The sequence below is a fragment of the Xanthomonas sp. Leaf148 genome (assembly GCF_001423585.1).
Lineage (GTDB): Bacteria > Pseudomonadota > Gammaproteobacteria > Xanthomonadales > Xanthomonadaceae > Xanthomonas.
The window spans coordinates 243919-264863 of record NZ_LMOP01000001.1 but is presented as its reverse complement, the minus strand read 5'-3'; the positions used below and the strand labels follow the sequence as shown (position 1 = coordinate 264863).

Sequence of the window (20945 nt, the reverse complement as noted above, 5' to 3'; positions counted from 1 at the left end):
GCGTGCGTTTTCCTGCGGATATCTCGTTGTCGTTGAGCGGATTGTTCGGCGCAGTGATGTCCAGGGGTTTCGGTGCAGCCGTAGATCGGCCTACACTTGTGCTGCACCCGCTGTTCGAGGATTGGTCCAATGCGCCATTGATGCCGCCGTCGTGATGACGGCCATACTCGTTGCCGTTCCGTCTGGAACGCGACGTGTCCTGGCATGCAATGGAGGCACTGATGACCTGTCCGTCGTTGACGCTGGAAAGCGTCGCGTTCGTGCTGCCCGATGACAGCACGCTGTTTTCCGATCTCACCTTGCACATCGATCAGCGCCGCACCGGCCTGGTCGGTCGTAATGGCGTGGGCAAGAGTGTGCTCGGCCGTCTGCTGGCCGGCCAGCTGGCACCCAGCAGCGGCCGCTGCGTACGCCGTGGCAGCGTGCATTACCTGCCGCAGCGCGTGAGCGCGATGGCGGGGCAGCGCATCGCCGATCTGGCAGGTGTGGCGCCGTTGCTGGACGCGCTGGACCGGATCGCCGCCGGGAGCGTGGCGCCCGCCGATTTCGAGCGGGTGGGCGAGCGCTGGAATGCCCACGCCGAGTTCGCTGCAGCGCTCGAGCAGCAAGGGCTGGGGGGCCGCGATCCGTCTGCTCCTGCCGCGCATCTCAGTGGCGGCGAAGCCATGCGGGTGGCACTCGCTGGCGCCTGGCTGACGCAACCGGACCTGCTGATCCTGGATGAGCCCAGCAACCATCTGGACGGCCCGCAGCGACAGCGGCTGCTGGCGCAGTTGCAGGCTTGGAAGGGTGGATTGCTGATCATCAGTCATGACCGGCTGCTGCTGGATGGCATGCAGCGCATCCTGGCGTTATCCGCGCACGGGGTGCGCAGTTATGGCGGCAACTACACCCACTACGCGCAGCAGCACGCACGCGAGCAGCAGGCGGCCGGCGAGCTGCTTGCGCAGCGCAAACAGGCACGTGCGCACGGCGAACAGGCATTGCGCGAGCAGCACATGCGCCAGCAGCAACGCCAGGCGCGTGGCGCGCGCGCGGCGGCGCAAGCCAATCAGGCGCCGATCCTGCTCGGGGGCCAGCGGCAGCGCAGCGAGGTCAGCGCTGGCCGGCTGCAGCAGCACCGTCAGGCCGAACAAACGCGCTTGTCGGAGGCGGTGACGCAGGCCGCAGCCCAGGTGGAGGCCTCACCGGCCATTGCGTTGCTGGCACCAGCGACGGCGGCAGGCGCGTCGCAACGCCTGGCGACCCTGCAGCAGGTGGAGCTGGCGGATGGGCGGCTGGGTGGGCGACGCGTAAATCTGCTGCTGCACGGCCAGCCCCGCATCGGGCTGGTCGGCCCGAACGGCAGCGGTAAATCCTCGCTGCTACAGCTGTTGGGCGGGCGCCTGGCGGCACAGGCGGGCAAGTGCGAGGTGCATGTGCCGGTGGCCTATCTGGATCAGGATCTGGGCATGCTCGACCCGGCGCGCTCGGCCGCTGCGCAGCTGTGCGATGCCGACCCCGCCGCCGCCGAGCACGCCCAGCGGCTGCGGCTGGCGTTGCTGGGGCTGGACCGCCAGCGTGCCGACCTGCCCACCGGCCAGCTCAGCGGCGGCCAGCGGCTCAAGGCAGCGTTGGCCTGCGCGCTGTATCGGGCCCAGCCGGCGCAGCTGCTGTTGCTGGACGAACCCACCAATCATCTGGATCTGGCCTCCGTCGAGGCGATCGAGACGCTGCTGCGCAGCTACACCGGCGCGCTGCTGGTGGCCTCGCACGATGCCGCCTTCCTGGACCGCTTGGGCCTGCAGCAGCGGCTGGATACCGGGCAGGCGCAGTGGCGGCTGGCGCCCTGGTGAACCGTGCGGCGGGCGGCGCAGCTGGCGGGGGTGGTAATGCCGGCCGCGATGGCCGACCATTTGCGGCCCATCCACGGCGTCCACGGCACTGCCCACCCGGGCGCCGGCCCGCTGTCCTGCTCCCACGCTCGCCGCCGCGCCAGCGTCTTTATCGATACCTGCCTACGTGAAATTCTTCGCATCCTGTGCCAAAGGCCTGGAATACCTGCTTGCCGACGAGCTGCTTGCGCTCGGTGCCAGCAAGGCTACCGCCACCATCTCCGGCGTCAATGTCGAGGGTGAACCGCGCGACGCGCTGCGCGCCGTCATGTGGTCGCGCCTGGCCAGCCGGGTGCTGTGGCCGCTCACCGAGTTCGACTGCCCGGACGAGGACGCGCTGTATGCCGGTGTGTCCGAGCTGCCGTGGGACGAGCACCTGTCGGTGGGCCACACCTTGTCGGTGGATGCGCACGTCTCCGGGACGGCGATCACGCACGCGCGCTATGCCGCACAGCGCATCAAGGATGCGGTGGTCGACACCATGCGCCGGCAGGGGCTGGAACGCCCGTCGGTGGATGTGGAAAGCCCCGACCTGCGGTTGAACCTGTCGCTGCGCAAGGGCCGCGCCACCATCTCGATCGACCTGGGCGGCGGCCCGTTGCACCGGCGCGGTTGGCGCATGGCGCAGAACGAAGCGCCGCTGAAGGAAAACCTGGCTGCTGCCGTCCTGCTGCGCGCCGGCTGGCCGCGCGCATATGCCGACGGCGGCGGCTTGCTGGACCCGATGTGCGGCAGCGGCACGCTGTTGATCGAAGGCGCCTTGATGGCCGCCGACGTCGCGCCGGGTCTGCAGCGCTACGGCAGCGATGTGCCCAGCCGTTGGCGTGGGTTCGACCGTGCGGTCTGGCAGCAGCTGGTCGACGAAGCGCGCGAACGCGACAGCGCCGGCCGTGCCGCGCTGAAGCAGGTGATCCATGGCAGCGACATGGACCCGCATGCGATCCGCGCCGCCAAGGAGAACGCGCAGGTGGCCGGTGTGGCCGAGGCGATCTGGTTCGGCGTGCGCGAGGTCGGCGACCTGCAGACCCCGCCGCAGGCCACCGGTGTGGTGGTCTGCAATCCGCCGTACGACGAGCGTCTGGCCGCCGATGCGGCCTTGTATCGCAAGCTTGGCGACACCTTGCAGCGCGTGGTGCCGCAGTGGCGCGCGAGCCTGCTGTGCGGCAATGCCGAGCTGGCCTACGCCACCGGCTTGCGCGCGGGCAAGAAATACCAGTTGTTCAATGGCGCGATCGAGTGCGCGTTGATCGTCTGCGACCCGATTGCAGTGCCGCGCCGTACCCCGTTGGCAGCGCCCACCGCGCTCAGCGAAGGCGCGCAGATGGTGGCCAACCGCCTGCGCAAGAACCTGCAGAAGTTCAAGAAGTGGCGCGCCCGCGAAGGCATCGAGTGCTTCCGCGTCTACGATGCCGACCTGCCGGAATATTCCGCTGCCATCGACGTGTATCAGCAAGCCGATGGCGACCGACGCAGCTTCCTGCATGTGCAGGAATATGCCGCGCCGGCGACCATTCCCGAGGCGGATGTGCGCCGGCGTCTGGGCGAGTTGTTAGCGGCTGCGCGCGAGGTGTTCGAGGTGCCGGCCGAGCGCGTTGCACTGAAGTCGCGCGAGCGTGGCAAGGGCGGCAGCAAGTACGGCCGCTTCGAGCAGCGCAACGAAATCGTCAACGTGCGCGAGCACGGCGCGCTGCTGCGGGTGAACCTGTTCGATTACCTCGATACCGGCCTGTTCCTGGATCACCGCCCGTTGCGCGGCACCATGGCGCAGCAGTCCAAGGGGCGGCGCTTCCTCAACCTGTTCTGCTACACCGGCGTGGCCAGCGTGCAGGCGGCGGTGGCCGGCGCCAGCGCCACGACCAGCGTGGATCTGTCCGGCACCTATCTGCAGTGGTGCGCCGACAACCTGGCCTTGAACGGCCAGGCCGGCAGCAAGCACAAGCTGGTGCAGGCCGATGCGCTGGCCTGGCTGGAGGCCGAGCGTGCGCACTTCGACGTGATCTTCTGCGACCCCCCGACCTTCTCCAACTCCGCGCGCGCCGAGGATTTCGATATCCAGCGCGAGCATGTGCGCTTGCTGCGCGCGGCGGTGGCGCGCCTGGCGCCGGGCGGCGTGCTGTATTTCTCCAACAACTTCCGCCGTTTCAAGCTGGATGAAGAAGCGGTGGCCGAGTTCGCGCAATGCGAGGAAATCAGCCCGCGCACCATCGACCCGGATTTCGAACGCCATGCGCGCATCCATCGCGCATGGCGGTTGACCGCCTGAGCCGAGGCAGGCCGATGTGGCGGTGTGCCGCGTGGCGCCCGCTGCGTGCGTCGCGGCGGCCACTGCGCAGCGGCCGCCGCGCGTGCGAGGGCAGGGCGCGCCGCCAACAAGCCCACCACAGCGCTGCGGTATGCTGATTCGCATGCTTTGGAGTCAACGATGACCGCATCACCCCGCATTGCCTTTGTGGCCAGTCACACCGAGCCTGCCGTGAACGCGCGGGCGCGTCTGGTGCAGCGTTACGGCGATCATCCACTGGAGACCGCCGAGATCGTCTGCGCCCTGGGTGGGGATGGCTTCATGCTGCAGACCCTGCATCGCCATGGTGCCGCCGACAAGCCGGTGTTCGGCATGAAGCTGGGCTCGGTCGGGTTTTTGATGAACCAGTACCGCGACGACGAAGCCGACCTGCTGGTGCGCCTGCAACGTGCCGAACCTGCGCATCTGCGGCCGCTGGAAATGCTGGTGCAGACCGAATCGGGCACCAGTGCCGGCTCGCTGGCGTACAACGAAGTCTCGCTGTTGCGGCAGACCCGCCAGGCCGCGCATCTGAGCGTGGATCTCAACGGCCAGACCCGCATCGCCGAACTGATTGGCGACGGTGTGATGGTCGCCACGCCGGCCGGCAGCACCGCGTACAACTATTCCGCGCACGGGCCGATTCTGCCGCTGGGCTCGCACACGCTGGCACTGACGCCGATTGCGCCGTACCGCCCGCGCCGTTGGCGTGGCGCCATCCTCAAGGCCGATACCGAAGTGCGCTTTCGCGTGCTCGACCCGTACAAGCGCCCGGTCAGCGTCACCGCCGACTCGCACGAGATTCGCGACGTGGTGGAAGTCACCATCCGCGAATCCACCGAGCGCCGCGTCACGTTGCTGTTCGATCCGGAACACAATCTGGAAGAGCGCATCTTCAGCGAACAGTTTGCGGTGTGAGTGGCGGGGATTCGGGATTGGCAACGGCAAGGGCACCGCACGCGCGCTTTAGACCTGTCCGCACACGCTACGATGCTGCACGGATGCCCGATGCAATTCCGCTCTCCCGTTCCTGCTTCTACCGATTCCCGATTCCCCACTCCTTATTCCCGGGACCCAAATGGCTGACAACTCCCCCAGGTTATTGACTGTCGCGGTGACCTCGCGCGCGCTGTTCGATCTTGAAGAAGGCCATGCGCTGTTCGAGGCAAACGGGGTGGAGGCGTATTCGGCGTTCCAGCGTGAGCACGAAGACGACATCCTGCAGCCGGGTGTCGCGTTTCCGGTGGTGCGCAAGCTGTTGGCGCTCAACCACGATGTGCCCGAAGAAACTCCACGCGTGGAGGTGATTCTGCTGTCGCGCAATTCTGCCGATACCGGGTTGCGCATCTTCAATTCGATCCAGCACTACAACCTGGGCATCGTGCGCGCGACTTTCACGTCTGGTCAGCCGACCTGGCCGTACGTGAAACCGTTCGGCACCGATCTGTTTCTGTCGGCCAACCCTGAGTCGGTACGGCGTGCGCTCACTCACGGCATTGCCGCGGCCACCATCATGCCGCGTGCACCGGGCGAACGTGCTGAAGCGGCCGCAGCGATCGTGGACAACGATGAGAGCCGCCTGCCCACCCAGCTGCGCATCGCCTTCGACGGGGACGCGGTGATCTTCGGCGACGAGAGCGAACGCATCTCGCGCGAGCAGGGTGTGGAAGCGTTCGGGCGCCATGAGCGCGAGCGCGCACGCGAACCGCTGTCGGTTGGGCCGTTCCGCAATTTCCTGTCGGCGTTGCATGCGCTGCAGGCGGCGTTCCCGCCGGGCGAAGCGTCGCCGATCCGCACGGCGCTGGTCACGGCGCGTTCGGCGCCTGCGCATGAGCGGGTGATCCGGACCTTGCGCGAGTGGGGCGTGCGACTGGACGAAGCGCTGTTTCTCGGCGGCCGGCACAAGGGGCCGTTTCTGGAAGCGTTTGGCGCAGATATCTTCTTCGACGACTCGCAGCACAACATCGACAGCGCACGCCAGCATCAGCATGTGGCGGCCGGCCACGTGCCGCACGGCGTGGCCAACGATCCGCCGAGCCGATGAGCGAGTCGCCGCAGTCGCCAGCGCGTGCTGGGTTACTGCGGACCTGGCGCACGCTGGAACTGACCTTCACCGCCGACACGGTGCAGACCCGCATGTCGCGCTGGGCGCCGCATCGGCTGATGCTGCCGTATACGCGCAGCATGCTGGCTGCGCTGTGGCTGCAACCGCGCCCGGAGTGCATTGGGCTGATCGGCGTGGGTGGCGGTGCGCAGGTGAAGTTCTGCCATCGCTACCTGCGCAGCACGCGTCTGGAAGCGGTGGAAGCCGACCCGCAGGTGCTGGCGTTGCGCGATGCATTCGCAATTCCGCGCGACGACGCGCGGCTGGAGATCACTCTGGGGGATGGCGCCGACTGGATCGGCAACCGCGCCGGACGCTACGACCTGTTGTTGCTGGATGCCTACGACGCCGATGGCATTCCGCCGGCTTTGTGCACGCCTCAGTTCTACGCCGATTGTCGCGCGGCCTTGCGCGAGGGCGGGGTGTTGGCGCTGAATCTCTTTCAGGTGCCGATGGCCGAGCATCTGGCGCAGCTGCGAGAGCTGTTCGATGGGTTGGTGCTACTGCTGCCCGAACCGGATCTGCGCAACCAGGTGGTGTTCGCCTGGAACAACCGACGCACACCGGGGACGCCGGACGCCGCGCTGGCCGGGTTGGCATGGTCGGCACGCCGGCAACTGCGGCCGTCGATGCTGCGCTTGCAGGCGGCGTGGCAGGAACGGGCCTGGCGGTTTTCCTGAGGTATTGCGTCCTGCAGGTCCGGCCAACAGCGGCTAATGCAACGTCGCGAGCAGCCGTCAGCTGGGTGTGGACGGCGCGGTCAGAACCTGAGTGCAGCACCAAGGGGACATGCCGATGTCGCGCACCGGCCGCGTCCGCCTGCGGCGACGCAGGCGTTTGATTGGCCGCGTCAGGGATGCGCAGGTGTGCATCGCCGCATCTGGGCCTTCACGCTACGCGATTACGGCGTTTGCTCGCTCGGTGCGGTCGGCAACGGCAGCTGGATATCGGTCAATCGCCAGCGCAGGCCCTGGCGGGTCAGCACGAAGGTCACCGGTGTACCGTTGGCGGTCTGCGTGGTGGCGGTGAAGCGGCGGGTGGATTCGAAGCGCTGCTTCGCGCCTTGCAGCGGGCGCGCCGGTGCCGGTGCCGCATAGGTGTCGGCGCTGACGGTGTCGCCGATGACGCGGTTCCACACGCTGTGGCCTTGCAGCAGGGCACCGATGCCCAGCGGCGTGACCAAGGTATCCACGCCGGCGCCGCTGATGCCGCTGGCCAGTTGCAACGCAAAGCCGCCGAGCAGGCTCGATTGCATGCTGCTGCCGGCCTGACGGATCAGATAATCGTCCAGTTGCGCCTTCAGGTTGACGCGCAGGCTGGGGAAATCCACGTAGCTTTCCAGCTGCGCGGCATCGCGATCAGCAACGGCCTGGCTGATGCCGCGGATGGCCAGGTACGGCCCCGCCACCACATAACTCGCCAGCGCCACCACGGCCAGCAGCGGCACGATCCACCAGCGCTTTTTCATCGTTCGCACTCCGTTGCCATGCGCGGTGAGGGGAGGGTGTTCGACTGCATCCAGACGGTAGCACCAGGCTGCCGATGGTGCGGCAACGCCGTGGCGCGATATACCTGCGCCGCAGCTCGCCTCAAAATTCCAGGTCCAGGGCGGCGCATAGATAATCCACAAACGGCGCCAGTGTCACCAGGTCCGCCTCGATGGTCTGGCGCAGGCGCGGCCCGGTCATGATGGCGTCGTCCAGATGACGCAGGTACGCCCAATTGCGGTGCTTGAGATCGTCGATGAACTCGAAATCGTTGGGAAACCCGCGCGGTGCGCGCACCAGTTTTTCGCTGTCGTCCAGGGCGAACTTGCGCCGCAATTTGGGATCGTATGCGGCCGTCTTCCAGCTGCCCGGGTTTTCGAAGATGAACTGCCGCAACTTGCGTTGCGTGTCCGGCTCCGGATGCCACAGGCCTGCACCGACAAAGCTCTCGCCCGGTTGCAGATGGATGTAGAACGACGGTGCCGGCATCTGCCGGCGGCGCTCATGGAACAGGCGCGCGCCCTGCCAGTTCTTGTAGGGCGATTTGTCGTTGGAAAAGCGCGCATCGCGATAGATGCGAAACAGCGAGCCGCCCTGGGTCTTGGGGTCGGCACGATAGTGTTCGCTGACCTCGGCAAGCGCCGGCTGCAGATCGGTGATCAGCTGCAGAAACGGCTGACGCACATGCGCCTCGTACTGGTGGCGATGATCGGCGAACCAGGTCTTGTCGTTGTGGCGGGCCAGGGCGCGCAGGAACTTGAAGCTGGCGTCTGAAAAATAGGTGGTCATAGCGTGCGTTGGAGGTCCGAACCCCAGGCGGCGAGCTGGTCGAGCAGGTCTTGCTTGGTAGCATCGTCGGGGTGAGCGAGCCGTAAATCCGCAATCTGCGCGTTGTACTGGTCCAGGGTGACTTCGCCCAACCCATGGTCTTCGAGCAGGCGCTTGCGGCGGTACTGGTTCCAGCGTTCCTGTTCGTCGAACGACAGCGTCTGCGGCCAGTTGCGTGCGCGATAGCGAAACAACAGCTCGATCAGGCGTGGGTCGCGAAACCGTGTTTCCAGCGCGCCCAGTTCGTCCGGCGCGCTGGCGCGCACCTGTGCAAGCAGGCGCTTGTCGCCTTCGGCCAGAAAACCGTCATAGAGCGAGGCATCGGCATCGTTGACCGCGGCGGCCGCGGCACGTTCGTTGCCGTAGACCTGGCGCACCTTCTCCGCCAGCTGCGGGCCCAGTTCGCGCAGCCGTGCGGCCTTGGCCAGCACCGCATCGGGGTCCACGCCCAGGCGCTGGAAATCCGGCGCGCGCAGATGCTGCCAGGCCACCAGCGCCGGCGATTTATTCAGATGTACTTCCTTGAGCGGGATGCGCTGCTCACCTTCGGGTAGATCGGCGGCGCGGATATACAGCCGGTCGGCGATCTCGTCCGGGCTCAGCCGCAACAGCACCTCCGGGTCGCCGTCCAGATCGAACACGATCACGCGGCTGTCGATGCGCGGATGCCGCGTCAGCGGCAGTACGGCCGCGGCGCACATGCGCGAGGCAGGGTAGCGCTGCGAAATGTGCAGCACCGGTTCCATCGCAATCACATCGAGCAAGGTGGCGGCAAAGCGTTTGTCGCGCAGGCGCAACGCGTACTCCCACAGCTTGGGTTGATGCTGTTGAAATTTGCGCGCCATGCCGATGGTGGCGTACACGTCGGACAAGGCTTCGTGCGCATCGCCTTCGCGCACTGCGTTGGCATCGGCCAGATGTTCGAGCTTGAACGAGGTGGCACCGTCTTCGCGCTGCGGCCAGGTGATGCCGTCCGGGCGTAATGCGTGCACCAGCCGCAGCACATCGAGCAGATCCCAGCGCGAATTGCCGCCGCGCCACTCACGCTCGTAAGGATCGTAGAAGTTACGGAACAGCCCGCAGCGCACGAACTCGTCGTCGAAGCGGATCGAGTTGTAGCCCAGCGTGCAGGTCTGCGGGCGGCTCATCTGCTCGGCGATGCGCGCAAATGCTTCGGCTTCGGTCACGCCTTCGCGCAGCGCGTGCTGCGGGGTGATGCCGGTGACCATGGTGGCGTACGGCGAGGGCAGCAGGTCGTCGGCCGGTTGCACGAAGAAACTGATCGGCTCGTCGATCACGCGCAGTTGCGCGTCGGTGCGCACGGCGGCGAACTGCGCGATGCGCGTGCGGCGCGGGTCCTGGCCGAAGGTTTCCAGGTCGTAGAAGAGAAAGCTGTCAGGCATGCGGGTGCGAGATCCAGATCCGCGGCGCACGGCGTATGCGCCGCCAGTGGCCGCTAGTATCTCTCATCGCAGCGCCGGCGCGCTGAGGCGCAGCTGTGCGCTGGGTCAGGCGCTGGCTGTGTGGGGCCCGCGCTTGGCGTGTGTTGCGAGCGCGGCGTGAGCGTCTGCGCACAGGGCGCAAACCTGAGCATGATCTTGAGGCAGCTAACACCACAGGGCGAGCAGTCGTCAGGTGGATGTGGACGTCCCGCTCAGCACCAGCGGGTACGAATGGTCCATGCCGCACCGAGCACTGGCCGCGCCCGCCTGGCGGTGAGCGCAGCCGTTGTCTTCGCCGCTCTCAGTGCGCGTCTTCCAGCGGCTCCAGACGTGCGTGCACCACCGCTTCCAGCGCTACCCAATCGATACGCGACAGATCGCTGTGCCCGCGCGTGGCCTCGACCAGGATTTCGCGCTGGATGTCGCTGCGTGCCAACGCAATCGAATAGCGCGTGCGCAGAAAGGTCACCATCGTGTAATGCGGCACGAAGCGGGTGGGCCAGCGCGCCTGCAATTGCTGCTCGAGTTCGCGCTGCAGCAGGAAGTCGGCATCGCCGACGCGGTCGCGCATTTCCAGATAGTTTTCCAGCGCCATCTGCTGGATCGCGGCAGCATCGTCGCGGCGTGCGGCTTCGAACGCGGCGAACGCGCTGCCGATATCGTCGTGCGCGTCCATCTGCTCGGCCAACGCCACGCAATCTTCGAAGGCGCAATTCATGCCCTGGCCGTGGAACGGCACCATCGCGTGTGCGGCATCACCGATCAGCAAGGCGCGGTTATCCAGATGCCAGCGCTCCAGGGTGAGGGTGCCGAGCAGGCCGGGCGGATGTTCTTCCCAGTGTTCTTCGAGCTGCGGAATCAGCGGCAGCGCATCCGGAAAATCGCGTGCGAACAGCGCATGCGCTTCTTCGCCGGTGCGGGTGGTGGCAAAGCTCGGATTGCCTGCGTTGGGCAGGAACAGGGTGACGGTGAAGGTGCCGCCATCGTTGGGCAGCGCGATGCACATGTAGCGCCCACGTGGCCAGATGTGCAGCGCATTGCGCTCGATACGGAAGCCGCCGCCGGGCAGTGGCGGGATTTCCAGTTCCTTGTACGAGTGATCCAGGAACTCGATTCGCTCGCCCAACGGCGATTTGCGCTGCATGGCCGCGCGCAGTGCCGAGCCGGCACCGTCGCTGCCGATCAGGCTCTGGAAGTGAATCTCGTGCGGCTGATCGTCGCGGTCATCGATAAATCGCGCGTAGCCGGCGTCGAAATCGACCGTGTGCAGCCGGCGATAGAAATGCACCGATGCGCCGGCCTGTTCGGCCAGATCCAGCAAGGCGATATTCAACGCGGCACGGTGGATCGACCAGATCACTTCGCTGTCGTCGCGGCCGTAACGCTGCAGCTGCGGTTCGCCCTCGATCGGGTGCACCATGCGGCCGCGCATCATCACCGCCTTGGCCATCACCGCTTCTTCGGCACCGGCCTGACGCAATGCGTGGCGTCCGCGTTCGGCCAGCGCCAGATTGATCGAGCGGCCGGATTCATAGCCCTTGATGCGCGGGTCGCCACGCCGTTCGTACACGGTGACTTGCCAGCCGCGACGCGACAGCAGGATGGCCAGCAGACAACCGGCCAGGCCAGCGCCGATCAGGGTCAGGGAGCGAGGGGAGACGGGGCTCAATGCAATGTCCGGCAGCGGCCGGACGCGGGAGCCGGCAAAAGTGAGGAAAGAAGCAGTTGGCTATAGCGCGCCTGCGTTGCCGAAGGCGCGCTCGGAGTGTACGTGGGCGTCTGCGGGTTTCGCGTGTGCCTGCCACGTAGCCGGTAGCGATGCAGTCAGCGTGCGGCGTTCAACCGGCGGCCCAGGCTTCCACCTGCTCCACAAAGGTGTGCAGATCGCTGAAACGGTTGTATAGCGGCACCGGCGCGATGCGGATCACATCCGGTTCGCGCCAGTCGCCAAGTACGCCGGCCGCATGCAGATGCTCGAACAGCGCGCGCCCTTGCGCGCGTCCGCCGGTCACCCGCAACGACAGCTGGCAGCCGCGCTGCTCGGGTTGCGCCGGGGTGACGATCTGCAGCACCTGCGGCACGCGTGCGTGGATCAGCTGTTCCAGATGTCCGGTGAGCTGTTCGGACTTGGCGCGCAGTGCGGGCATGCCGGCTTGGTCGAACAGGTCCAGCGATGCACGCAGCGGTGCCAATGCCAGTACCGGTGGGTTGCTCAGCTGCCAGCCTTCGGCGCCAGGCGAGGGCACGAACTGCGGGTCCATGCGGAAGCGGGTCTGCTGCTCGTGTCCCCACCAGCCGGCCATGCGCGGCAGATCGCTGGTGGCATGGCGTGCGTGCACGAAACAGCCGCCCACCGCGCCGGGTCCGGCATTGAGATATTTGTAATGGCACCACACTGCAAAATCGACGCCATCGTCGTGCAGGGTCAGCGGGATGTTGCCGACCGCATGTGCCAGATCGAAGCCCACCGCTGCGCCTTGCGCGCGTGCCAGTCGCGCAATTTCGCCTAGATCGAAGGCTTGGCCGGTGCGGTACTGGATGCCGGGCCATAGCACCAATGCCAGACGCGAACCGTGCGTGGCGATGGCATCGGCAATGGCGGCCATCGACAACGTGCCGTTGGGTTCGTCGGCGTCGACTTCGATCAACTGCGTGGCCGGATCCAGCCCGTGCAGGCGCAACTGCGATTCCACCGCATGGCGGTCGGACGGAAATGCACCGGCTTCGATCAGGATCGCGCCGCGCTCGGGCGTGGGGCGATAAAAGCTCGCCATCATTAGATGCAGATTGACGCTGAGGGTGTTCATCGCCACCACTTCGCCCGGTTGCGCGCCGACCACGCGCGCCAGAGCGTCGCGCACCAGTTGGTGATAGGTCAGCCATTGGGTGGGGCCGGTGAAGTGGCCTTCCACCGCAAGCGCGCCCCAGTGATCGAGCACTTCGCTCACCATCGCGCGTGCCTGACGCGGTTGCAGGCCCAGCGAATTGCCGACGAAATAGGTCTGATCCCGGCCATCGTGCTGCGGGAACACAAAGGCGTCGCGCAGGCTGCGCAGCGGGTCGGCGGCATCCAGCGCCACGGCGTGGGAACGGGACAGCGGGTCGGTGGTCATCGGGCTCGCGTGCTTTGGATCGATGCCGCAGTTTACCTTCCGGCACCTTGCGCGCCGTCATGCACCGCAGGCGTCTCGGTCGAGGCCGGTCGGGCAGGGCGCAGCAGATGGGTGAGCGTGCCGATGCTGTCGGTGACGCGGTCGATGGTGTCGGCAAGCGCGGCGGTGGTCGGCGAACCGTCCGGCAGCGTGGCCAACGCGTCGGAGAGTTTGCGCTCGGCGCTGCGTAGCGTGGCTGCAGCCGGCGTGCCGCCGTTGCTCAGGCACGTGATCAGCTCGGCCAACGCCCGGTCGGCGTCATCGGCGAAGGCTGGCAGTGCGTCTAGCGATGGCAGCGGGTGACCATCGCGCAGCACCGCCTCCAACAGCAGCGTGGCGCGGATCAGCCGGTTGCCATTGGCCAGCAGCGATTCGGCCAGCTTGAGCTCGTGCAGATTGCGGCGGCTGCGTGGCTCGCCGCGCAGGCGTTCGATCGACGCCTGCGCATTGGTGCGGGCCACGCGTGCGGCGGCGCGGCTGTCGCTCAGCCGATCCATCTGGCCCAGCAACAGGTTGTGCAGATGCTCGCGATAGGCCGTGAGCAACTGCGCCAGCGAGGCGCGGATATGCCGGCGCTCGCGCGTCGGCCATAGCGCGTAGGCGATCAGTGCCAGTGCGCTGCCGGCCACGGTGGCCTGCAGCCGCGCACCGACCGCCTCACCGGGCGTCATGCCTTCGAAGGACAGCAGCAGCACCAGCATGCCGGTGAGAAACGCCACGCCGATGCCGTAGTTCACTTGAGTCAACAAGCGAAAACCCAGGCAGAACAGCGCCAGCAAGGCCATGCGGATACCGGCGCCATCCATCGCAAAATGGGCCAGCAGTGTGGCCACCAACAAACCGATGAAGGTACCGGCCACGCGCAAGGCGCCAAAGCTGAACGTGCCGCCGAAATCCGGTTTGAGCACGATGGCGGTGGTCATCGGGATCCAGAAACCGTGCGGAATCTGCTGCCAGCGTTGGAAGGCGATGGCCAGTGCCAGACACACGCCGCAACGCAGCGCATGCCGGAACGCCACCGACGACAGATCCAGGTTTGCACGCAACGTCGCCCAGGTCGCGGCCGGCCGCAGCGCTGCGGGTAGCCGTGCTTCGGCCAATTGCGCCTGGATTTCGCCGCGGCTGCTGGCCCAGTGCGCGTTGCGGATCAACGCGCGCAACTGCCCGCCCAATCCCTGCGCGCGGGCCACCGCCACACGCACCAGCCGGCGCTCGCGGGTATCGGCGTTGTCGTGCTGAAACTGTGCCAGCGCGCCGACCAGATCGTCGAAACCGGTCATCGACGCGTTGGCCGCCACCGGGTCCTCGCCTACCGTCATGGTGTGGGCCAGCTGCTCCAGCACGATGGCGCTGCGTTCGAGCACGCGCTCGATCGCCGGGCGTGCCTGCGAGTCGGTCAGGCGGGTGTCCGCATCGGCCAGCGACAGCAGCTCCAGCCGCACGCGGTCGCAGAGCTCGGCAATGATGCGAAAGCTTTGCACCGCGATCGCGCGTGAGCGGTGTTCGCCATGCAGCATCACCATGGCATCCAGCACTTCCTGCGTTGCCGGCGGTGCTGCGCTGGCTTCCGGGCGTTGCCGTGCGATTGCTGCCAGCTGGCGCATCAGGTCGGCGAGCGCAAAGCGTTCCGGGCGATACCGTTGCAAGGGCCAGGCCGCCAGGGCCAGCAACACCTGCAGCAGGCCACCGGCAAAAATCAGCGCAGCCACGCCGGGCGCCTGTTCCACCGGCAGCCGCATGTCTGCACTCACCACCAGCAGGATCATGCTGGTCAGGCCAACCCGCGCCGCAACCGGGCCCAGCGCCACCAGCAGGCCACCACCCAGGCCGAGCAGCAGCCCGGCGATCACCAGGGCAGGCGTGTTGTGGCCCACCCACACGCCCAACAAGGCCGCCAGGCCAGCGGCCAGGGCCGCCATCAGCATGCGTTGCAAGCGCGCGCGATAGGGCCCGGGTTGGTCGGAAAACATCGTGTTGAGCGCGCCGCTGCACACCGCCAGGCCTGCGGCGACATGCCCGGTGGCCACACCGATCACCAGCGGCAGTACGACCGCTGCGGTGTTGCGCAAGGCCACGCGCAGCGGCACATCGCGCGGCTTGAGGCCGATCAGTGCGCGCAGCATGCTGCGTGCTTGTGTGGGTGCGGCCGGCGTGTGCATTGCATGCGCTGGCGCCAGCGCAACTCAGGCATCGACTGCAACATAGCGCTCCGGCGCAGGATGCAGATGCCCGCACTGCGTGCAGGTCCGCAGTGCCAGCGAGTGATAGAAGTGATCGAACACCGGCGGGAAGTCGGTTTCGATATTGCCTAGCGGAAACATCGCCTCATACAGCTTGTGATTGCACTGCGGGCAGTACCACTGCAGCCCGTCCTGTTCGTGCGGCAGTCGTTCGCGCTCAATGACCAGGCCGACCGAACCGGCGGCGCGCTGCGGCGAATGCGGCACCTTCGGCGGCAGCAGAAAGATCTCGCCGGCGCGGATCGGGATGTCGCGTTGCACGCCCGCATCCTGCACCTTCAGCACCATCTCGCCTTCGAGCTGAAAGAACCACTCCGGGCCTTCGTCGTAGTGATAGTCGGTGCGCGCGTTGGGGCCGCCAACAATCATGATGATGAAGCCATCCTGCTGGATGCACTTGTTGCCGACCGGCGGTTTGAGCAGGTGGCGGTATTGCTCGATCCAGGCATGCAGGTTGATCGGCGGGACCAGCATCGACATTCCTCGGCGAAGAAGGCCTCCAGCATAGCCAACCGCGACGCCGATGGGCGCCGCGGTCGGTCAAACATGCAGCGCCGACTCAGCGTTCGGCGTGATCGGCCTGAATTTTCGTCAGTGCCGCGTCGTAACGTTCCTGCAGCAGGTCGGCGCGGTCAATGGACATGCCCAGATCGTGCGCATGGCCGTCGCGCAGGCTGTAGACCCAGCCATGCACGCACAACTCCTGCCCACGCTCCCACGCATCGCGCACGATGGTGGTGCGGCAGACGTTGACCACCTGTTCCAGCACGTTGAGCTCGCACAGCCGCGCATGCTGCACCGGCAGATCGCCGGCATCGTGCAAGCAGGCTTCGTGCTTGTCGGCCACATCGGTGACGTGGCGGATCCAGTTGTCGACCAGGCCCATGCGCTTCTGGGTCAGGCTGGCGAACACACCGCCGCAACCGTAATGGCCCACCACCAGAATGTGCTTGACCTTGAGTACGTCGACGGCGAACTGGATCACCGACAGGCAGTTCAAATCGCTATGCACCACCACATTGGCGATATTGCGGTGCACGAACACTTCGCCCGGTGCCATATCGATGATCTGATTGGCCGGCACGCGCGAGTCGGAGCAGCCGATCCACAGATACTCCGGGGTCTGCTGCGTCGACAGTTTGGAGAAGAATTCCGGGTCTTCGCGACGGATACGCTCGGACCAGGCACGGTTGTTTTCAAGTAAATGGTTGAGCTCGTTCATGCGCGCAGTATTCCAGATGACGACGGGGAGGAAACAAGCCAGAGGCGGGTTATAAAGCGGTGGTGCAGGAACGCGAACGCAATGACAAGGCGATCAGCTCTGGCGCGCACGCAACGCATTGCGCATCAGTGCGGCCACGTCCTGCGCATCGCTTGAACGTTGCTGCTCCAGCGCATCGGCTACCGCTGCAACATTGCCGGCCGGGTGGTTCTGGCTGAGCTTGAAGGTGAGTTCGATGCGGCTTGGCACGAAGCGGAAGCCGATCAGCCCACGCAATTGCCGACGATGGCTGTCGCGCTCCATCTCGAACTGCCAGTCGCTGCCGATGCGTTGCTCGAAGTGGGTGCTCATCCGGCCGATCAACTCGCCCACCGCGTCTTCATCGGCAAGCTCGGTGCATTGCCCATGCAGATGCGCGATGGCGTAATTCCAGGTCGGCACGCGCGCGGCGGCTTCCTTGTCCAGATACCAACCGGGCGATACATAGGCATGCGGCCCCTGCACGACAATCACTGCATCGCCCACATGGTGCGCTTGCGGATTGGGGCGTGCCCAGTGGCCCTCGATGAGCACCTGCTGATCGTCGCGCCGATACAGCACCGGTAGGTGCGAGATGGCTGGTTGTCCGTCGTCGCTCTGACTGATCAGGGTGACGAACGGGTCACGCGCCAGCAGCCAGTCCAGCAGCGCCAGATCGGTCTGTGCGAACGCGCGCGGTGCGTACATCTCAGGCGCGGCCGCCCATGCTCACCACCATGCGCTCGCGCAGGTCGGCATCGTTATCGCCGCGCGGTGGCGACACCTCATGCAGCGAAAACCCGCGGATCAGCGCATCTTCTTCGTCCAGCCCGTCCAATGCCACAAATTCTGCATCGAACAAGGCCGCACGTGCGGTGTCTTCGCTGTCGTAGGCCAACGTCTTGCCATCGCTGTCCAGCACTTCGGCAGTGCCGGCTTCCTTGATGCGCAGGCGCGCCCAGATCAGCGTACGGCCGATGGTGGCCAGCCACCACTGATCGCGGCCGTCGGAGCTGTGTGCTGCGTCGATATCGATGATGTTCATGCCATTACCTTGGAAAGCAGCCCGAGCAGGGCCGCCATGCCCAGGCCGAAAAAAATGGTCAGCAGCGACAGCCAGGCGGGTGTGGCCAAACCGGACAGCGCACTGTCGCGGTAGCTGCGGTAGCGGCGCGCCAACAACCAGCGCCACGCGGTCGGGCTGATGAAGGCCGGGTCGCCGAAGCTGGCCAAGACATCAGAGTGTCGGTCGCGCAGGTGCACCAGGGTCAGCGGCCAGAAGATCAGCAGCGCGGTCAGCCCGGCAACGGCGACACCGACAAAACACAGCGCGAAGAACAGGGTCATATGGCCGCCAGCAGCAGTGCGAGTTTGGGGAGTGTCGCTCCGATGACCAGAGCCGCGATGGTCCAAATCATCGGAACGGTGGCATGCCGGGTTGCGGCACGCGCGGTGTCGGTTTGCCACCAGCGTCGCGGTTCTGGCTGGAGCGATACCAACCGCGCCAGCAACACGCTGCGTACCGCTGTTAGCCCGGCCATGATCGCCCCCAGCCCGAAGGCCAGCAATTGCAGTATGGAGGCGACGGCCGGCAAGCTCACATCAGAACTCCGCGCTGCCCGGCGCGCGCGGGTAGGGGATGGCGTCGCGGATGTTGCTCAGCCCGCACACGTACACCACCAGGCGCTCGAACCCTAGGCCAAAACCGGCATGCGGCACCGAACCATAGCGACGGAAATCGCGATACCAGCTGTAGTGGTCCTTATCCAGACCGAACTGCGCCATGCGCGCATCTAGCACATCCAGGCGTTCTTCGCGCTGGCTGCCGCCAATGATTTCGCCGATGCCCGGCGCCAGCACGTCCATTGCCGCCACGGTCTTGCCGTCGTCGTTCAGGCGCATGTAGAACGCCTTGATGTGCTCGGGATAATTGGTCACCACCACCGGGCGGCCGATGTGCTCTTCGGTCAGCCAGCGTTCGTGCTCGGTCTGCAGGTCCAGGCCCCATTCGACCGGGAAGTCGAACTTCTTGCCGGAGTTCTGCAGCAGCTTCACCGCCTCGGTGTAATCGATCTGCTCGAACGGCGCATTGATGAAGGCTTCCAGCTTGCTGATCGCGTTCTTGTCCACGCGCTCGGCCAGGAAGGCCAGATCGTCGCCGCGCTCGTCCAGCACCGCGCGGAACAGGTACTTCAGAAATTGCTCGGCCAGACGCGCATCTTCGGCCAGGTCGGCGAAGGCGATTTCCGGCTCGATCATCCAGAACTCGGCCAGGTGGCGCGTGGTGTGGCTGTTTTCTGCGCGGAACGTCGGCCCGAAGGTGTAGACCTTGCTTAGCGCCAGGCAATACGCCTCCACGTTGAGCTGGCCGGACACGGTGAGGAAGGTTTCCTTGCCGAAGAAGTCGCGGCTGAAATCCACGTTGCCCGTGGCATCGCGCGGCAGGTTGACCATGTCCAGCGTGGAGACGCGGAACATCTGCCCGGCGCCTTCGGCATCGGAGGTGGTGATGATCGGCGTGCTGATCCAGTTGAAGCCGTTCTGGTGGAAGAAGCGGTGCACCGCCTGCGCCAGGCAGTTGCGGATGCGTGTCACCGCGCCGAACAGATTGGTGCGCGGGCGCAGATGCGCCACTTCACGCAGGAATTCCGGCGTCATCGGCTTGGGCTGGATCGGGTAGGTGAGCGGGTCTTCGACCCAACCCACGATTTCGACAGCGCTGGCCTGGATCTCGAACGACTGGCCCTTGCCCTGCGACTTCACCAGCACACCCTTGGCGATCAGCGAGCAGCCGCTGGTCAGGCGCTTTATCTCGTCGAAATTGGGCAGCGTGTCGTTGGCCACCACCTGGATCGGAGCGAAGCACGAGCCATCGGTCACGTTGATGAAGGCCAGTCCGGCAGATCCGCGCAGCGTGCGCACCCACCCCCGTACCGTGACTTCGCCGCCGTCGGGGAGCTTGCCCGCAAGCGCATGTTCAACGCTGACCACCGTCATGACTGTTCCTCGCCGTAGCGACCTTGAATGGTCTGCGAGTTTACTGGCTGCGACCGCGCTGGCGCGAGCACCTGAACAGGCGTGGTGGCGCAGCGGCTTGCGTGCCCGCGTGGCCGGCCCCATCTGGACTGCATGCCGATCCACCGGTCGGCCCCTATACTTGACGCCATTGTGTTGGAGTGCCCGCATGACCATCAGCCTCACCCCCGCCGCGCTGGAGCGCGTGCAGCGTTTCGTGCAGCAGACCCCGGGTGCATTGGGCCTGCGCTTTGGCGTGACCAAGACCGGTTGCTCCGGTTGGGGCCACATCACTGACCTGGCGCGCGAGAAGCGCGACGACGATGCGGTGTTCGAGCAGGGCGGGGTGTGCATCTTTGTCGACCCGACCAGCCTGCCGCTGGTGGACGGCACCTGCATCGACTTTGGCAAGCACGGGTTGAGCGAGACGTTTACCTTCAGTAACCCCAACGCCACCGCCGAGTGCGGTTGCGGCGAAAGCTTCACCACCGAAGCTGAGCACCGCTAAGCTTAAAGAGTGAGCCAAGCAGCGTCGGAGTGTTTCCTTCTCCCGTCGGGAGAAGGTGCCCCGAAGGGGCGGATGAGGGTACGGGGCGAAGCCAAGCGCGGTTGAAAGTCGCTAGGGCATCGCTTCCGTACCCTCACCCCAACCCCTCTCCCGGCGGGAGAGGGGCTTTTAGAGTTCCGCTCCCAGGCTGGCCGGTTGCGGCTAAGCGCTTGAACTGCCATACTTTCCGGCTTCCTGCCCGGTTCTGGGCGGGAACCCTTGCTCCACCGGCCGCCTTGCGCGGACCACCGGGGAGCTGTCCGGCCCACGTGGCCACATCCGAAAGGTAAAACAACATGAGTCGTCATTACGAAGTCGTGTTCCTGGTCCATCCGGACCAGAGCGAGCAGGTCCCGGCCATGATCGAGCGCTACAAGTCGCTGATCGAGGGCGGTAACGGCACCATTCACCGTCTGGAAGACTGGGGCCGTCGTCAGCTGGCCTACCCGATCCAGAACTTGGTGAAGGCGCATTACGTGCTGCTCAACATCGAAGTCGACCAGGCCGTGCTGAGCGAGCTGGTGGAAAGCTTCCGCTTCAACGATGCGGTGCTGCGTCACTTGGTCGTCAAGCGCGATGGCCCGGACACCGAGCAGTCGCTGATCATGAAGAGCAAGGACGAGAAGGGCGACAAGCCCGAGCGTAGCGAGCGTCGTCGTCGTGATGACGAGGAAGGCGATGCTGCACCTGCCGCCACCGATACCGACGGCGACAACGCCGAAGCCGCTTAAGGAG

At 66.0% G+C, this 20945-nt stretch carries 20 protein-coding genes, 2 other RNA genes and 1 pseudogene; 8 read left to right on the top strand and 15 right to left on the bottom strand.

All coding sequences use genetic code 11. The annotated features are described in order from the left end of the window. Window positions 1-221: 221 nt before the first annotated feature. The 6 genes and pseudogenes from ASF90_RS01065 to ASF90_RS01045 all read left to right on the top strand — a co-directional run bounded on the left by ASF90_RS01065 (window position 222) and on the right by ASF90_RS01045 (window position 6939). Window positions 222-1835, top strand: coding sequence for an ABC-F family ATP-binding cassette domain-containing protein (locus ASF90_RS01065; protein ID WP_055846186.1), 1614 nt, complete (start codon window positions 222-224; stop codon window positions 1833-1835). Next, window positions 1814-2005: pseudogene (locus tag ASF90_RS24045) on the top strand (hypothetical protein). The gene ASF90_RS01065 and the pseudogene ASF90_RS24045 overlap by 22 nt, the downstream one beginning before the upstream one ends. Continuing rightward, on the top strand, window positions 2002-4137 hold the full coding sequence (rlmKL, locus tag ASF90_RS01060; RefSeq protein ID WP_055844711.1) for a bifunctional 23S rRNA (guanine(2069)-N(7))-methyltransferase RlmK/23S rRNA (guanine(2445)-N(2))-methyltransferase RlmL: 2136 nt from the start codon (window positions 2002-2004) through the stop codon (window positions 4135-4137). Before ASF90_RS24045 ends, rlmKL begins: the two are co-directional and overlap by 4 nt. A gap of 159 nt (window positions 4138-4296) precedes the next feature. Continuing rightward, on the top strand, window positions 4297-5073 hold the full coding sequence (locus ASF90_RS01055; protein WP_055844708.1) for an NAD kinase: 777 nt from the start codon (window positions 4297-4299) through the stop codon (window positions 5071-5073). Window positions 5074-5233: 160 nt separating this feature from the next. After that, complete coding sequence (locus tag ASF90_RS01050) at window positions 5234-6199, top strand: 5'-nucleotidase (protein WP_055844706.1); 966 nt, start codon at window positions 5234-5236, stop codon at window positions 6197-6199. Then, a complete protein-coding gene (locus ASF90_RS01045) occupies window positions 6196-6939 on the top strand; it encodes a transferase (RefSeq protein WP_055844703.1) in 744 nt (247 codons plus the stop codon). The genes ASF90_RS01050 and ASF90_RS01045 overlap by 4 nt, the downstream gene beginning before the upstream one ends. Before the next feature lie 31 nt (window positions 6940-6970). Here the strand turns inward: ASF90_RS01045 and ASF90_RS21120 are convergent. From ASF90_RS21120 to asnS, 15 genes are all read right to left on the bottom strand, one after another. After that, a non-coding RNA gene (locus ASF90_RS21120) (sX9 sRNA) lies at window positions 6971-7050 on the bottom strand. Window positions 7051-7160: 110 nt separating this feature from the next. Beyond that, window positions 7161-7727, bottom strand: coding sequence for a DUF2939 domain-containing protein (locus ASF90_RS01040; RefSeq protein ID WP_055844698.1), 567 nt, complete (start codon window positions 7725-7727; stop codon window positions 7161-7163). A 121-nt stretch (window positions 7728-7848) separates the two neighbouring features. Continuing rightward, a complete protein-coding gene (locus ASF90_RS01035) occupies window positions 7849-8535 on the bottom strand; it encodes a DUF2461 domain-containing protein (RefSeq protein ID WP_055844695.1) in 687 nt (228 codons plus the stop codon). Continuing rightward, entirely contained in the window at window positions 8532-9977 is a 1446-nt protein-coding gene (gene sbcB, locus ASF90_RS01030) for an exodeoxyribonuclease I (protein ID WP_055844692.1), read from the bottom strand. Before sbcB ends, ASF90_RS01035 begins: the two co-directional genes overlap by 4 nt. Before the next feature lie 202 nt (window positions 9978-10179). After that, window positions 10180-10256, bottom strand: a non-coding RNA gene (locus ASF90_RS21115) — sX9 sRNA. Between the two features lie 61 nt (window positions 10257-10317). Then, window positions 10318-11685: an NAD(P)/FAD-dependent oxidoreductase gene (locus ASF90_RS01025; protein WP_055844689.1), complete on the bottom strand. Its 1368-nt coding sequence runs from the start codon at window positions 11683-11685 to the stop codon at window positions 10318-10320. Window positions 11686-11854: 169 nt separating this feature from the next. Continuing rightward, entirely contained in the window at window positions 11855-13129 is a 1275-nt protein-coding gene (gene kynU, locus ASF90_RS01020) for a kynureninase (protein WP_055844686.1), read from the bottom strand. A gap of 32 nt (window positions 13130-13161) precedes the next feature. Then, a complete protein-coding gene (locus ASF90_RS01015) occupies window positions 13162-15291 on the bottom strand; it encodes an FUSC family protein (protein WP_055846183.1) in 2130 nt (709 codons plus the stop codon). 60 nt (window positions 15292-15351) lie between these two features. Continuing rightward, window positions 15352-15882 (bottom strand): 3-hydroxyanthranilate 3,4-dioxygenase, encoded by a 531-nt coding sequence (locus ASF90_RS01010; RefSeq protein WP_055846180.1) that lies wholly within the window; start codon window positions 15880-15882, stop codon window positions 15352-15354. An 85-nt stretch (window positions 15883-15967) separates the two neighbouring features. Further along, window positions 15968-16630, bottom strand: coding sequence for a carbonate dehydratase (gene can, locus ASF90_RS01005; protein ID WP_055844683.1), 663 nt, complete (start codon window positions 16628-16630; stop codon window positions 15968-15970). Between the two features lie 93 nt (window positions 16631-16723). Further along, window positions 16724-17356 carry an FMN-binding negative transcriptional regulator gene (locus tag ASF90_RS01000; RefSeq protein WP_055844681.1) on the bottom strand — a complete coding sequence of 211 codons (633 nt, stop codon included), beginning with the start codon at window positions 17354-17356 and terminating at the stop codon, window positions 16724-16726. Window position 17357: 1 nt separating this feature from the next. After that, window positions 17358-17693, bottom strand: a complete 336-nt coding sequence (locus ASF90_RS00995; protein ID WP_055844678.1) for a hypothetical protein — start codon at window positions 17691-17693, stop codon at window positions 17358-17360. Further along, complete coding sequence (locus ASF90_RS00990; RefSeq protein ID WP_055844674.1) at window positions 17690-17995, bottom strand: hypothetical protein; 306 nt, start codon at window positions 17993-17995, stop codon at window positions 17690-17692. The genes ASF90_RS00995 and ASF90_RS00990 overlap by 4 nt, the downstream gene beginning before the upstream one ends. Beyond that, the gene (locus tag ASF90_RS00985) at window positions 17992-18249 is read right to left on the bottom strand and encodes a hypothetical protein (protein WP_055844670.1); all 258 of its coding nucleotides are present in this window, start codon (window positions 18247-18249) and stop codon (window positions 17992-17994) included. The genes ASF90_RS00990 and ASF90_RS00985 overlap by 4 nt, the downstream gene beginning before the upstream one ends. Before the next feature lies 1 nt (window position 18250). Next, window positions 18251-19645, bottom strand: a complete 1395-nt coding sequence (gene asnS, locus ASF90_RS00980) for an asparagine--tRNA ligase (RefSeq protein ID WP_055844668.1) — start codon at window positions 19643-19645, stop codon at window positions 18251-18253. A 187-nt stretch (window positions 19646-19832) separates the two neighbouring features. On the opposite strand from asnS, the gene ASF90_RS00975 reads away from it, so the two are divergent. Together ASF90_RS00975 and rpsF are read left to right on the top strand one after the other, a co-directional pair. Then, window positions 19833-20171: an iron-sulfur cluster assembly accessory protein gene (locus tag ASF90_RS00975; protein ID WP_055844665.1), complete on the top strand. Its 339-nt coding sequence runs from the start codon at window positions 19833-19835 to the stop codon at window positions 20169-20171. Between the two features lie 335 nt (window positions 20172-20506). After that, a complete protein-coding gene (gene rpsF / locus ASF90_RS00970) occupies window positions 20507-20941 on the top strand; it encodes a 30S ribosomal protein S6 (RefSeq protein WP_055844662.1) in 435 nt (144 codons plus the stop codon). The last annotated feature ends 4 nt before the right edge of the window (window positions 20942-20945 follow it).

Coding starts and splice junctions, on each gene's coding strand:
- ASF90_RS01065 (WP_055846186.1), top strand. CDS start 222: ATGACCTGTCCGTCGTTGACGCTGGAAAGCGTCGCGTTCGTGCTGCCC.
- ASF90_RS01055 (WP_055844708.1), top strand. CDS start 4,297: ATGACCGCATCACCCCGCATTGCCTTTGTGGCCAGTCACACCGAGCCT.
- ASF90_RS01050 (WP_055844706.1), top strand. CDS start 5,234: ATGGCTGACAACTCCCCCAGGTTATTGACTGTCGCGGTGACCTCGCGC.
- ASF90_RS01045 (WP_055844703.1), top strand. CDS start 6,196: ATGAGCGAGTCGCCGCAGTCGCCAGCGCGTGCTGGGTTACTGCGGACC.
- ASF90_RS01040 (WP_055844698.1), bottom strand. CDS start 7,727: ATGAAAAAGCGCTGGTGGATCGTGCCGCTGCTGGCCGTGGTGGCGCTG.
- ASF90_RS01035 (WP_055844695.1), bottom strand. CDS start 8,535: ATGACCACCTATTTTTCAGACGCCAGCTTCAAGTTCCTGCGCGCCCTG.
- sbcB (WP_055844692.1), bottom strand. CDS start 9,977: ATGCCTGACAGCTTTCTCTTCTACGACCTGGAAACCTTCGGCCAGGAC.
- kynU (WP_055844686.1), bottom strand. CDS start 13,129: ATGACCACCGACCCGCTGTCCCGTTCCCACGCCGTGGCGCTGGATGCC.
- ASF90_RS01015 (WP_055846183.1), bottom strand. CDS start 15,291: ATGCTGCGCGCACTGATCGGCCTCAAGCCGCGCGATGTGCCGCTGCGC.
- ASF90_RS01010 (WP_055846180.1), bottom strand. CDS start 15,882: ATGCTGGTCCCGCCGATCAACCTGCATGCCTGGATCGAGCAATACCGC.
- can (WP_055844683.1), bottom strand. CDS start 16,630: ATGAACGAGCTCAACCATTTACTTGAAAACAACCGTGCCTGGTCCGAG.
- ASF90_RS01000 (WP_055844681.1), bottom strand. CDS start 17,356: ATGTACGCACCGCGCGCGTTCGCACAGACCGATCTGGCGCTGCTGGAC.
- ASF90_RS00995 (WP_055844678.1), bottom strand. CDS start 17,693: ATGAACATCATCGATATCGACGCAGCACACAGCTCCGACGGCCGCGAT.
- ASF90_RS00990 (WP_055844674.1), bottom strand. CDS start 17,995: ATGACCCTGTTCTTCGCGCTGTGTTTTGTCGGTGTCGCCGTTGCCGGG.
- asnS (WP_055844668.1), bottom strand. CDS start 19,645: ATGACGGTGGTCAGCGTTGAACATGCGCTTGCGGGCAAGCTCCCCGAC.
- ASF90_RS00975 (WP_055844665.1), top strand. CDS start 19,833: ATGACCATCAGCCTCACCCCCGCCGCGCTGGAGCGCGTGCAGCGTTTC.
- rpsF (WP_055844662.1), top strand. CDS start 20,507: ATGAGTCGTCATTACGAAGTCGTGTTCCTGGTCCATCCGGACCAGAGC.